This is a genomic window from Flavobacterium sp., assembly GCF_034111225.1.
Classification (GTDB): domain Bacteria; phylum Bacteroidota; class Bacteroidia; order Flavobacteriales; family Flavobacteriaceae; genus Flavobacterium.
This window is the reverse complement of record NZ_JAWUXR010000008.1, coordinates 84,807-98,918: the sequence shown is the minus strand read 5'-3', so window position 1 is coordinate 98,918 and position 14,112 is coordinate 84,807. Positions and strand designations below refer to the sequence as shown.

At 32.0% G+C, this 14,112-nt stretch carries 11 protein-coding genes; 9 read left to right on the top strand and 2 right to left on the bottom strand.

The genetic code is table 11. The features are described from left to right. Positions 1-150: 150 nt before the first annotated feature. Positions 151-2,637, bottom strand: coding sequence for a zinc-dependent metalloprotease (locus UXY25_RS04325; RefSeq protein ID WP_320814775.1), 2,487 nt, complete (start codon positions 2,635-2,637; stop codon positions 151-153). A gap of 113 nt (positions 2,638-2,750) precedes the next feature. Then, a complete protein-coding gene (gene acs, locus UXY25_RS04320; RefSeq protein WP_320814774.1) occupies positions 2,751-4,658 on the bottom strand; it encodes an acetate--CoA ligase in 1,908 nt (635 codons plus the stop codon). A gap of 125 nt (positions 4,659-4,783) precedes the next feature. Between acs and UXY25_RS04315 the strand changes: the two genes are divergently transcribed. The 9 genes from UXY25_RS04315 to UXY25_RS04275 are packed head-to-tail and all read left to right on the top strand — an operon-like array spanning position 4,784 to position 13,977. After that, positions 4,784-5,389 (top strand): flavin reductase family protein, encoded by a 606-nt coding sequence (locus tag UXY25_RS04315; protein WP_320814773.1) that lies wholly within the window; start codon positions 4,784-4,786, stop codon positions 5,387-5,389. A gap of 1 nt (position 5,390) precedes the next feature. Next, positions 5,391-5,861, top strand: coding sequence for an SRPBCC domain-containing protein (locus UXY25_RS04310; RefSeq protein ID WP_320814772.1), 471 nt, complete (start codon positions 5,391-5,393; stop codon positions 5,859-5,861). A 10-nt stretch (positions 5,862-5,871) separates the two neighbouring features. Continuing rightward, positions 5,872-8,163: an FAD-dependent monooxygenase gene (locus UXY25_RS04305; RefSeq protein WP_320814771.1), complete on the top strand. Its 2,292-nt coding sequence runs from the start codon at positions 5,872-5,874 to the stop codon at positions 8,161-8,163. A 2-nt stretch (positions 8,164-8,165) separates the two neighbouring features. Beyond that, entirely contained in the window at positions 8,166-9,755 is a 1,590-nt protein-coding gene (locus UXY25_RS04300; RefSeq protein WP_320814770.1) for an AMP-binding protein, read from the top strand. After that, positions 9,748-10,173 carry a thioesterase family protein gene (locus UXY25_RS04295; RefSeq protein ID WP_320814769.1) on the top strand — a complete coding sequence of 142 codons (426 nt, stop codon included), beginning with the start codon at positions 9,748-9,750 and terminating at the stop codon, positions 10,171-10,173. Before UXY25_RS04300 ends, UXY25_RS04295 begins: the two co-directional genes overlap by 8 nt. A 2-nt stretch (positions 10,174-10,175) precedes the next feature. Next, on the top strand, positions 10,176-11,156 hold the full coding sequence (locus UXY25_RS04290) for a carbon-nitrogen hydrolase family protein (protein ID WP_320814768.1): 981 nt from the start codon (positions 10,176-10,178) through the stop codon (positions 11,154-11,156). A gap of 2 nt (positions 11,157-11,158) precedes the next feature. Further along, positions 11,159-12,268, top strand: coding sequence for a cupin domain-containing protein (locus UXY25_RS04285; RefSeq protein WP_320814767.1), 1,110 nt, complete (start codon positions 11,159-11,161; stop codon positions 12,266-12,268). Between the two features lie 49 nt (positions 12,269-12,317). Continuing rightward, positions 12,318-13,226 (top strand): fumarylacetoacetate hydrolase family protein, encoded by a 909-nt coding sequence (locus UXY25_RS04280; protein WP_320814766.1) that lies wholly within the window; start codon positions 12,318-12,320, stop codon positions 13,224-13,226. A 1-nt stretch (position 13,227) separates the two neighbouring features. Next, positions 13,228-13,977, top strand: coding sequence for an Asp/Glu racemase (locus UXY25_RS04275; protein WP_320814765.1), 750 nt, complete (start codon positions 13,228-13,230; stop codon positions 13,975-13,977). The last annotated feature ends 135 nt before the right edge of the window (positions 13,978-14,112 follow it).

Genomic DNA, 14,112 nt, shown 5'->3' with positions numbered 1-14,112 from the left:
CAACAATAGAAACTTCATTAGTTAAATTCATTTACTAATGTATGAATTATTTTACTAAAATTATTTACTAAAAACTAATTATAACACTTGTTTAATAAAAAAACTGCTTCATTACTGAAACAGTTTTTTTATTAAAATTGAATATTAAACCTATTTTGGGTCTAAAACAGCATTAATCCTATACAAACAGTCATCATAATGATATTTAGAAACAGTTGAACTGGAGTTAGCTTTAGCAGAATTTAAGGTGTTTTTTAAAGCCGTTAATTCACCTCTAACTACAGCTCTAACGTCAGATTGAGAAACATTATATGCAAATCCAGAAGAATTGTTTTTAAATTCTTCTTTCATTAAATACTCCATTCTTTCAATATATGCTCGTTGTAAGTTTCTTCTAAAAACAGTTACTTTTTCATTTGTATTTGTTTCTTTCCAAATTCCATTGCGTAGATCGGATAAAAAAGCTAATAGTGTATAATTATTTGAATTTAGTAATTCACCATCTAATAAACGTCCAATTCTGTCTAAACTTAATAATGAATTTAAATGACGAACTTGTTGGCTACTGAATTTTTCAATATATCCTGTATGATTTATATTTTGAAGGATTTTTTTATCGACTATCCATGTTGGAGTATTAAAAGCATTTTCATGTAACCAAATTAAAGCAGCTTTTTGTTTTTCTTTAGCAACAACAGAATATACTACTCCGTCTTGGTTTGGATTTTTATAGTCTTCATAAACTCCTCCAACATTAGTTACAACATGACCAATATAACGACTCCATGTACTTAATAACTCACCATACAACTCTTCTAAATCGTCATAATTATTTGTTTTGTCACTTGTCCAAATAGGCAAATTTTGAGCTACAATTTTTAAATTTTTTAATGCATAACTACTTGCTAATAGTGAATTATTACCTATATCTTCAGTTTGCGAACGAGGATCAAATCGACTTCCTTGATTACCAAATCGGTATAAAGGATCGTTTGCTTTTTCAATAATTAATTTATCTAAAATTACTTTTTCACTTTCAGGAGTTGTAGCTTGTGGTATAACACGATATCCCCAATTAACAGCATAATAATCATATGGACCCATTTGTCTAATATAACGAACACCCTTATCTCCAGGTTGTGCAATATAATTGTAACGAGCATAATCCATTATACTAGAAGATATTCCAAATTGTTTCGTGAAGGGTGCTTTTCTATAATTTTCTACATCATAAGCACAACTTGCACCCATATTATGTGGAAAACCGAGAGCGTGTCCTACTTCGTGAGCAATAACCATTTGCATCATTTCTCCCATAGCTTCATCACTTGTCTCTAAAGTACGAGCATCAGGATTTGCAGCACCTGTTTCTAAAAGATAACGATTACGATAAGAACGTAAATGATTATGATACCAAATTATGTCACTTTCAATAATTTCTCCAGTTCTTGGATCAGAAACACTTGGTCCAACAGCATTTCTTGTTGTACTTGCAACATAACGAATTACAGAGTAACGAATATCTTCTGGACTAAAATCAGGATCCTCTTCTTTGGTTGGAGCATCTTTACAAATGATAGCATTTTTAAAACCTGCAGCTTCAAATGGTTTTTGCCATTCTTCTACTCCAGCTTTTATATATTTTCTTAATTTTTCAGGAGTAGCTGGATCTAAATAATAAACAATTTGCTTAACAGGTTCAACTAGTTCTCCTTTATCATAAGCTTCAGGGTCTTTAGGCTCTAAACGCCAACGACGTATGTACGTCTTTTCATCTGATTTTAAGGCATCACTACTATAATCAACTTGATTTACAGTAAACCAACCCACTCTTCTATCAAAATAACGAGGTTTCATAGGTGTTTCAGGAAGAAGAATCATAGATTGATTCATTTGAATACTAATACTTTCTGAATCTTCTAATGTACTGGGTTTTGAAGCAACGTAAGTGAAATCTTGAATTACTTCTATATTCTTGGGAAATGATTTTACAGAAGTAATAAAACTTCTTGATGCGTCTAAATTTTTAACTTTATAAGTTTCTCGCATTGGTGAAGATAATCCACTTAATGCTTTAATATCTGAATTATAAAATTTTGTAACATCAATAACAACTGCAGATGAATCTTTTGAAAAGGCTGCAATATCAAATGCAAATAAAGTAGGCTCATAATTATTTGATTTTACAGAAATACTTATAGGTAAAGTATCATTGGCAACTGCATTATAAGACTTTACTTTTATTAATATTTTGTCTTGAAAACGTTGCCAAACAATGAGTTGTTCGTTTGCAGAAGAACCCGCATTAACATAACCTCCACCAAGTCCTGCGGGTATTTTTGAAATTCTACTAACTAATAACATTTCTTTATTTAGAAGTTGAGAAGGAATTTCAAAATAATAATTATCATCGACTTTATGAGTACTAAAAAGCCCAACACTAGAAATTGCTTTATTCGTAATTACTTTATCATAAGGTTTAATCTTAGAGTCAGACTTTTTATCTGCCGAATCTTTTAATGCTTTTGCTTTAGAAGCTGCAGCTTCAATCTCTTTTTTCTTTTTTCTTGATTGTGCTTCAATATTTGGCGAATACATGCATAAGAATGCTGAAAAGAGTAAAATATATTTTTTCATTTATGGGGTTTTGATCTTTCTCAAAAATAAACTAATACCTTAATATTGAAAATAATTTAAGTTCAATTTAACGAACGATTAACAAAAATAAACTACTAGTTGGTCATTTAATATTATAATTTATCTTCTTTAATTTTATCGACTATTTCTGGGTTCAATAATGTAGAAATATCTCCGAAATTGCTAAAATCACCTTCAGCTATTTTTCGTAAAATTCTTCGCATAATTTTACCCGAACGCGTTTTTGGTAATCCTTCTACAAATTGAATTTTATCTAATTTTGCAATTGGTCCAATTTGATTTGAAATCATTTCGTTAATTTCTTTTGCTAAATTTTCTCTGTCTCTACTTTCCCCCGATTCTTTTAAAATCACATAGCCATATAATGCATTTCCTTTCACATCGTGTGGAAAACCTACAATAGCGCTTTCTGCAACTGCTGGATGTTCATTTATAGCATCTTCAATGGGCGCAGTTCCTAAATTATGACCTGAAACAATAACTACATCATCTACTCTACCTGTAATTCTATAATACCCTACTTCATCACGTAAAGCACCGTCTCCAGTGAAATATTTACCAGGAAAAGTAGTAAAATAAGTTTCTTTATATCGTTGGTGATCTCCCCAAATAGTTCTTGCCATACTTGGCCAAGGAAATTTAATACACAAACTTCCTGTAGTTTGATTTCCTTCTATTTCATTACGTAATTCATCCATTAAAGCAGGCTGAATTCCTGGTAATGGCAAAGATGCATAAGTAGGTTTTGTAGGAGTAATAAATGGAATTGGAGAAATCATAATTCCACCGGTTTCTGTTTGCCACCAAGTATCAACAAGTGGACAACGCTTACCTCCTACATGATCATTATACCAATGCCAAGCTTCTTCGTTTATTGGTTCACCTACAGAGCCTATAACTTTTAAGGAGTCTAATTTGTACTTTTGAACAAAGTCTAATTTTTCTTTAGCCAATGCTCTAATTGCTGTTGGTGCTGTATAAAATTGATTTATTTTATGTTTTTGAATCACTTGCCAAAATCTACTAAAATCTGGGTAAGATGGAATTCCCTCAAACATTACTGTTGTAGCTCCATTTAAAAGGGGGCCATATAAAATATAAGAATGTCCGGTTATCCAACCAATATCAGCAGTACACCAATAAACATCATTTTCTTCGTAATTGAATACATTTTTAAACGTATAAGCAGTATAAACCATGTAACCAGCAGTTGTATGTACCATTCCTTTAGGTTTACCTGTAGATCCAGATGTATACAATATAAATAAAGGGTCTTCTGCATCCATTATTTCTGCAACATGATTACTAAGTGCATTATCTAATAAAGGTTGAAGATAAATATCTCTACCTTCTACCATAGTTATTATTTCATTAGTACGTTTAACAACTAAAACACTTTCAACACAAGTACAATTTTGTAGAGCTTCGTCTACTATTCCCTTTAAGTTTATTGTTTTATTACCTCTAAAACCACCATCAGAAGTAATAACCATTTTACATTCACTATCATTTATTCTAGATGTTAATGCCGAAGCTGAAAAACCTGCGAAAACTACTGAATGTATTGCCCCAATTCTCGCACAAGCTAAAACAGCAACTGCAAGTTCTGGAATCATTGGCAAATAAATACAAACTCTATCTCCTTTTTTAATTCCTTGTTCTTGCAAAACATTAGCCATTTTAGCAACTTTTACATATAGATCATTATAGGTAATATGTTGTGCATCTTCATCAGGATTATTAGGTTCAAATATAATAGCGGTTTTTTCTCCTCTTTTGGCTAAATGTCTGTCAATACAATTTTTAGTAATATTAACTTTAGCATTAATAAACCATTTAAATTGAGCTTCCTCCATATCAAAATCAAAAACTTTATCCCATTTTTGATACCAAGAAAAATTTTCAAATGCTATTTTATCCCAAAACTTTTTTGGTTCACGAACCGATTTTTTATAATGCTTAAAGTATTGTTCTAAACTTGGAATTTTATAGTAACTCATTTAAAAGTGGTTTTTTATTATGAATTGTAAATTTAGTATTTGTATTGGTAATCTTCTAAATTTTTCGAATTTTTTAAAAACTAAATGGTATTTTTTTTGTTAATTTATAGGATTAAAACTTAAAAATGCAATTTGATAGCCTAACAACTGAAGGGTCCGTTTTATATAAACTTCTTACAGGAACGATAATTCCAAGACCAATTGGCTGGGTATCAACTGTTGATGAAAACGGAATTAATAACCTTGCTCCTTTTTCATTTTTTAATGCTGTTGGAGAAGATCCTCCTCACCTAATGTTCTCAACTGTTCGAACAGGAAATAGAAACAAAGACACTTTAAATAATATACTCGCAAATAAGCAGTTTGTTGTTAATTTGGTAACAGAAGAAACTGTTGAACAGATGAACATGACTTCGCAAAGTGTAGATTCTGAAATTGATGAATTTGAATTGGCTAATCTTACACCTATTGATTCTGTTTTTATCAAACCAAAAAGAGTAAAAGAAAGCTTCGTGCATTTTGAATGCCAAATGGTGCATCATTATTTCTTAGAAGACCATAAAAATGGTGGTGCTTGTATTGTAATTGGTAAAATTATTACTATGCATATCAACGATGAAATTTTAATGGAAGGAAATCGAATTAATTTAGATAAATACAAGCCTGTCGCACGTTTAGCAGGATCAAATTATAGTAAAATAGGAGAAATATTCTCTATAAAAAGAAATTAAGATGGTGACAGATAGATTAGAAATAAATGTTGCTTTACAAATTTCAAAACCTATTGAAGTTGTATTTGAAGCAATTGTAAATCCTGAGAAAATGACCAATTACTTTATTTCAAAAAGTTCTGGGTTAATGGAAGAAGGAAAGGAATTAATTTGGAATTTTCCTGAATTTAATATGGATTATCCAATTCGTGTTGGTAAAATTGAAAACAATAAGTACATTTCTTATTATTGGAAAGTAAACGAAGAAGAATTATTCGTCGAAATCTCATTAGAATCACAAAAAAATAGCACTACTCTAGTTTCAATTTCTGAGAAAAGCATGCTTAATAATGAAGAAGGTTTAAAATGGCTATCTGGAAATTCTTTTGGATGGTCTAACTTCTTAGCATGTTTAAAAGCTTATTTAGAATATAATATTAATTTACGTAAAGGAGCATTTGATTTCATGCGAACTGAAAATCAATGTTCTTAAAATATATAAAATGAAGATAACAGTAATTGGTGGTGGTCCAGGAGGTTTATACTTTTCAATATTGACAAAAAAAGCAATGCCACATTGTGAAATAAACGTTTACGAACAAAACAAACCAGATGATAGTTTTGGCTTTGGTGTCGTTTTTTCTGATGAAACTTTAGGGGAATTCCTAACTCGTGATACTCAATCTTATGAACTTATACGCAGTAAATTTGCTTATTGGGATGATATTGTTGTAGCTCGTGATGGAGAATCTGTTAGTGTTGCTGGAAACGGTTTTTGTGGATGTTCTCGTAAAACACTTTTACAATTGCTTCACCAACGTTGTAAGGAAGAAGGTGTAAACTTGCATTTTGAAGCAAATGTTGACGATTTAAGCCAATTTAAAGATAGCGATCTAATTGTTGCTTGCGATGGAATTGGAAGCGGTATAAGAACACAGTTTGAGACAGATTTTGAAACAAAAGTGGAATTGAAGAAAAATAAATTCGTTTGGATGGGTTCTACAAAACCATTAGATGCATTTACTTACTTCTTTAGATCTACTCCAAAAGGTTCATTCGTAGCACATACCTATCAATACGAGGAAGGAATGAGTACTTGGATTTTTGAATGTAGCCCACAAACATGGGAAAACTTTGGTTTTGAAACCTATGATGAAGAAGATACAACTCAAAAATTAAAAGAAATATTCAAGGAAGAATTAGACGGACATGGTTTAATTACTAATAAATCACATTGGCGTCAATTTCCGCATGTTACAAACGGTAAATGGCACAAAGACAATATTGTTTTATTAGGAGATGCTAAAGCAACTGCCCACTACTCTATTGGTTCTGGAACTAAATTGGCAATGGAATGTGCAATTGCGCTTTCAGATGCTATTGTAGAAAATCCAAATAATATTCCTGTAGCTTTTGAAAACTATGAAAAAGCGAGAAGAAATCGTGTTGAAATGATTCAATATGCTGCAAATGTATCATTAGATTGGTTTGAAAACATGGACAGGCACATGCAGCATCCATTTTACCAACTATCATTTGGTTGCATGACGCGTTCTAAAAAAGTTACTTTTGAAAACTTAAGTATTCGGGATAAATCATATCCAGCTAAAGTCTTGAAAGAATTCAACGAGTTAAACAATGAAAAAGAAAATACACCCGCTGCTTTTTCAAAATTTAAACTGCGTGATTTAGAATTATCCAATAGAATTGTCATGAGTGCCATGGGACAATATTCTGCAGAAAACGGACTAGTGAATGATTGGCATTTAATGCATTATGGAAATAGAGCGATTGGTGGTGTAGGTTTAATAATTACCGAAATGACTGCTGTTTCAGAAACTGGAAGAATAACTTTAGGATGTACAGGTATATATTCTAATAATCAAGTGCTTGAGTGGAAAAGAATAACTGATTTTATTCATCAAAATTCATCTTCAAAAATAGGAATACAAGTAGGTCATTCAGGACGAAAAGGTGCTACTAAAAAGCCATGGGAAACTGAAGATTTAAAAGATAAATGGAATTTACTTTCTGCATCTCCAATTCCTTTTAATGAAAATACTCCAATTCCAAAAGAAATGACTTTGGAAGACATGAATACCATTACAGAACAATTCGTTCAAGCAACCATAAATGCAAATGAAGCTGGTTTTGATATGATTGAATTACAAGCACATCATGGTTTCTTATTAGCTTCTTTCTTATCTCCATTGACCAATATTCGTACAGATGAATTTGGTGGAAATATTGAAAACCGTTTAAAATTCCCTATGCGAGTTTTTAAAGCGATGCGAAATACATTTCCAAAAGAAAAACCAATGTCCGTTAGAATATCCGCTACAGATTGGGCTGAAAACGGAATTTCAGAGGAAGATGTATTTAAAATTGCAGAAGCTTTTAAAGAAGCTGGAGCAGACATTATCAATGTTTCAACAGGAAATACGGTTTCTCATCAAAAACCACAAGTGGGAAGAATGTGGCAAACACCATTTTCTGATGCCGTTCGAAACACTGTTCATATTCCAACGATTACAACAGGGTACATTCAAGATATTGATCAAATAAATACTATTATCCTTAACGGAAGAGCTGATTTAGTAGCTTTAGGTCGACCTTTATTACTAGATTCTAATTTTGTAAGAAATGCTCAAGCATACGAAGATTATAGAACACAAGATATTCCTAAACAATACATTACAGGAACTTCCCATTTATATCCTTTAAAAGGAAGTGAAAGGAAAATGATAGAAGGAATGAAAAAGGCGTTAAAGCCTGAAAGTCATGAAATTAAATAATTATGTATAAAGATAATTTTACATATAAACATTTACCAAATAAGGAGCTACAACCTGAATATTTACTAGAGTTGCCTCAATTTCAGCATCCAGAAATGCTTAATTGTGTAGAACGTTTGTTAGACTCTCATATTGAAAACGGTAATGGTGATGCAGTTTGTCTTAGAACTTTCGAAGCAACATGGACTTATAATGATTTGTATGAAAAAGCCAATCAAATTGCACATGTATTAGTGGATGATTTAGGTTTAGTAAGTGGAAACCGTGTATTATTACGTTCTGCAAATAACCCAATGATGGTTGCGTGTTGGTTTGCTATAATTAAAGCTGGAGGAATAGTCGTGGCAACTATGCCGCTACTTCGTACCAAAGAATTGACTACTATTATAGATTGTGCTAAAATTTCAATTGCTTTATGCGATAGTGACTTAGCAGAAGAAATGAATCTAGTAGAATCAGATTATTTAAAACACAAAAGTTTCTACAGAAATAGTGATTTAGAAGATAAAATGGCCTCAAAACCAACTTCTTTTACTAATTATAACTCAAAATCGGATGATGTTGCATTAATTGGATTTACTTCTGGCACAACCGGAATTCCGAAGATGACAGCACATTTTCATAGCGATATTTTAAACATTTGCGAAGCATTTCCAAATTATTCTTTACAACCAACACCTAAAGACATATTCATTGGAAGTCCACCATTAGCTTTCACCTTTGGTTTAGGAGGTTTAGTATTATTTCCCATGTATTATGGTGCTTCTTCATTTTTATTAGAAAAACCAAGTCCCGATTTATTATTAAAAGCTATTCAAGATTATAAAATAACTATTTGTCTAACTGCTCCTACAGCTTGGCGTGTTTTAACTAGCAAATTAAATGAATACAATGTTTCTAGTTTAAGAAAATGTGTTTCTGCCGGAGAAACACTACCATTAGTTGTTTGGGAAGATTGGTATAATGCAACTGGCTTAAAAATCATAGACGGAATTGGAGCAACCGAATTATTACACATTTTTATTTCTTCAAACGAAGAAAATATGAAGCCTGGAGCAACTGGTTTACCAATAACCGGCTATGAAGCAAAAATAGTAGATGATAAAGGCAAAGAATTATTGAGAAATACTCCTGGAAAACTTGCTGTTAAAGGAATTACAGGATGTAAATACTTAAATCGAGAAGAAAAACAAAAAGAATACGTACAAAAAGGATGGAATATTACTGGTGATATTTTTAAACAAGACGATGATGGCTATTTTTGGTTTGTAGCTCGTGGAGATGACATGATTATTTCTTCAGGCTATAATATTGCAGCAATTGAAGTTGAATCTGTACTTTTGACACATGAAGATATTTTAGAATGTGCTGTAGTTGGTCTTCCAGATGAAAACAGAGGAATGTTAGTATGTGCAAATATTGTTTTAAAAGATAAATCTAAAGCTGCTGATGAGTTAAAACTTGAAATTCAAAATTGGTTTAAAGAAACTGCTGCTCCTTATAAATATCCTAGAATAATTAACTTTTTAGAATCTTTGCCAAAAACAGAAACTGGTAAAATTCAACGATTTAAATTAAAAGAAAATGAGTAATTACTTTATAAAACAAGAAAAAATACGATTCCAACATGTAGATTATGCTGGAATTGTTTTCTATCCACGATTTTTAGAAATGCTAAATTGTTTAGTCGAAGATTGGTTTGAAGAAGCCTTAGATAGACCCTTCTCTAAAATGCATGAAACTAATGGTATTCCAACGGTAGATTTAAAAGTACAATTTAAAAAAGCAGCTCGTTTAGGTGATATACTTACTAAAAAACTTTGGGTTAAGAATCTTGGAGGTACTTCTATACTTTGCGGTTTTCAATTTGAAGATGAAAATGGAAAAACTTGTTTAGAAGGAGAAGTTACTTTGGTCAACGTTGCTTTCGTTGAAGATAGAAACAACATTAAAGCGGAACCTTTTAATCAAGAAATGAAACAAAAAATAGAAAAATTCATAATTAAATAAATATGGAATTTAAAAAATTTAAAGCAGCAACCGTACAAACTTCACCTGTTTTCTTAAATGTTGAAAAAACAATCGATAAGGCTATTACTTTTGTAAAAGAAGCAGCAAATAATGGAGCAAAACTTATTGCTTTTCCAGAAGTGTTTGTAGCCGGTTACCCTTATTGGAATTGGATTATGACACCAGTTCAAGGAAGTAAATGGTATGAAGAATTGTATAAGGCTTCAGTTGATATTACTGGTCCAGATATTAAAAGGCTTTGCTTGGCTGCAAAAGACAATGATATTCAAATTGTAATTGGAATTAACGAACGTGGTAAAAGTTACGGTGAAATTTACAATACCAATTTAATTATTGACAATAAAGGTATTATCATTGGGAAACATAGAAAATTAGTACCCACTTGGGCTGAAAAACTAACTTGGTCTTCTGGAGATGGTTCTTCTTTAAAAGTGTACGATACAGAAGTTGGTCCAATTGGAACATTAGCTTGTGGAGAAAACACAAATACTTTAGCACGTTATACTTTATTAACGCAAGGTGAATTGATTCATATTGCCAATTATATTTCACTTCCTGTTGCTCCGGCTGATTATAATATGGCGGAAGCTATTAAAATTCGAGCTGCTGCGCATTCTTTTGAAGGAAAATTGTTTACCATAGTTTCTTGTTCTACCATTTCTCAAGAAATTATGGATGCATTAAAACCAGATGTTTCCAATGTAGAAGAATTACTAACACGAAAAAACTCTGCTTTTTCTGGGTTTATTGGTCCAAATGGTGCTGTAATTGGCGAACCGTTAATTGATGAAGAAGGAATGATTTATGCAGATATTGATTTAGCTAAATGCATACAACCAAAGCAAATGCACGATATTTTAGGACATTATAATCGTTTTGACATTTTCGATTTACGTGTAAATATTGCTCCTACAAAAAATATTACCTTTGTTAATAGTCACGAAGAATTCAATAAAAGATAATCATGAACGAAAATCAATCTGACGATCAATACGGAAGAGCTCGAGTAAAAACCACACCTGAACTAGAAGCGTATTATAAAGAATTAGAAAATTTAGGTGCTGGTGCACTTTGGACAGTTGCCAATGATATTGAACCTTGGGAACCAAAACCTTCTTCTATTCCAATGCTTTGGAAATATGATGATTTACGACCTTTAGTTTTAAAATCTTCTGAATTAGTTACTCCAGAACAAGCTGGTAGACGTGTTGTGTATTTGGTAAACGATAAACGTAAAGACGTTTCAGCTGCTGTAGGTTGGTTATATACTGGAATTCAAGTTACACGTCCAGGCGAATTTACTTCTGCTCACAGACACAAAGCTTCTGCCCTACGTTTCATAATGGAAGGTTCTGGCGGATATACCGTTGTAGACGGAAATAAAATAATGCTTGAAGTCAATGATTTCGTAATTACACCCAATTCTACTTGGCACGAACATGGCGTTGAAGAAAGTGGAAAAACATGTATTTGGCAAGATGGATTAGATATTCCATTAATAAACGCATTAGAAGCGAATGATTATGCTGTTTTTAATGGCACACAACCATTGGTTAAACCAATAAATTATTCTCCTTTATCTTATGGAGGTGCTGGTGTTGTTCCAGCAGATGTTGTTTGGGACAAACCCTACTCGCCTCTTTTTAAATATTCTTGGTCTAAAGTTTATCCTGCATTATTAGAAGCTACAAAAGTAAACGAAGGTTCTCCTTTTGATGGAATTATCATGCAATATTCTAATCCGCTTTCAGGTGGACATGTAATGCAAACTATGGGTGCTTCTATTCAATTATTACGACCAAGCGAACATACAAAAGCACATAAACATACTGGTTCATTCGTGTACCAATGTGCGAAAGGAAAAGGATATTCTATTATTGACGGAAAACGTTTTGATTGGAAAGAACGCGATATCTTTTGTGTTCCATCTTGGATGAATCATGAACATGTAAATCTTTCAGATACGGAAGATGCAGTTTTATTCTCGTTCAACGATTTACCAGTAATGGAAAAACTAGGTTTATACCAAGAGCAAGCTTACACTGAAACTAACGGTCATCAAATTATTAAATAATATTAAAAACTTTGCAACTTTGTTGCTTTGCAAAACATAAACTTTACAAATGAAACTACTTACGTATAAAACAGAAACTTCAGAACCGAGATTAGGGTTCATTCACAACAAGCAAGTCATTGATATGGAAGACTTTGGAGATGTATCCAATTTTCCTTTACCAAATGACATGTTAGAATTAATTGACATGGGGTTTGAAGTTATTGCTGAAATAACCGATTTAATTGAAGAAACTACCGATAAGCAATTGGCTCAAATTAGCTATGCAATGGATGCTATTACCATTTTAGCTCCTATTCCTTATCCTAGAAAAAACATCATTGGAATTGGTTTAAATTATACAGAACACGTTGCCGAAAGTGCTAGAACTTTAGATACTTCTAACGATTTACCACAACAACCGGTAATTTTTTCAAAACCACCAACAACAGTTACGGCTACAAATACTGAAATCTTATTAAACAGAAAATTAACCAACCAATTAGATTGGGAAGTAGAATTAGCGGTTGTAATGGGAAAAAGAGGTAAATATGTACCAAAAGAAGATGCAATGGATTACGTTTTTGGTTATACCGTAATTAATGATGTTTCTGCACGTGATTGTCGTCGTTCTGGTCAATGGATTGTTTCTAAAGGGCAAGATACTTTTGCACCAATGGGACCAATTTTAGTAACGAAAGACGAAATCGAAAATCCGCATAACTTGAATTTATCTTTAAAAGTAAATGGTGTAGAAAAACAAAACTCAAATACGCAGTTCATGTTGTTTAATATTAATGATTTAGTAGAAGATTTAAGTACAGTTTTCACATTAGAAGCTGGAGATATTATTGCAACAGGAACACCTGCTGGTGTTGGTGCTGGTAGAAATCCGCAAGAATGGTTAAAAGATGGAGATGTGGTTGAATGTACGGTTCAAAATATTGGAACAATTGTAAATACGGTTAAAGAAATTTAAAATGAAAAAATATAGAATAGGTCAAATAGTTCCATCTTCGAATGTGACTATGGAAACTGAAATTCCAGCAATATTCCGTTCAAGAGAAGCAATACTTCCAGAACGCTTTACTTTTCACAGCAGTAGAATGCGCATGAAAAAAGTTACTAAAGAAGAGTTAAAAGCAATGGATGCTATGAGTTTAAAATGTGCTCAAGAATTATCTGATGCACATGTAGACGTAATGGGTTATGCTTGTTTGGTTGCTATTATGAGTATGGGACGCGGTTATCATTGTGTTTCGGAAGTGAATTTACACCAAGAAACGGTTGCAAACGACTTCCCTACTCCTATTGTAACTTCAGCTGGAGCGTTAATTAACGGTTTAAAAGTATTAGGTGCTAAAAAAATATCTATTATTACGCCTTACATGCGTCCGTTAACGGATATGGTTGTAGATTATATTGAACACCAAGGAATTGAAGTAAAAGAAAGTATTGCGCTTGAAATTCCGGATAATTTAGAAGTTGCAGCTCAAGATCCTTTGAATTTATTAGAAATATACAAACAATTAGATTTAACTGGAATTGATGTTTTAGTAGTTTCTGCTTGTGTTCAAATGCCTTCATTAGAAGCTATAGATTTAATCCAGAAGGAAATTGGAATTCCGGTTACATCAGCAGCTGTTTGTACTACTTATGAAATGATGAAGAAACTTGGTATTGAAGCCAAATCAGGTATTGGAGGTGAATTACTAAATGGAAAATATTAAAGTATTATGTTTTTAATAATTTTTAAATAAATCATTAATATTGAAAGTAACTATTTAAAGTTATAACTGTCATTCACATGATAGTTATAACTTTTTTCGTAAATTTATAAGAGCAATTTAACGCTAAAATGTTAA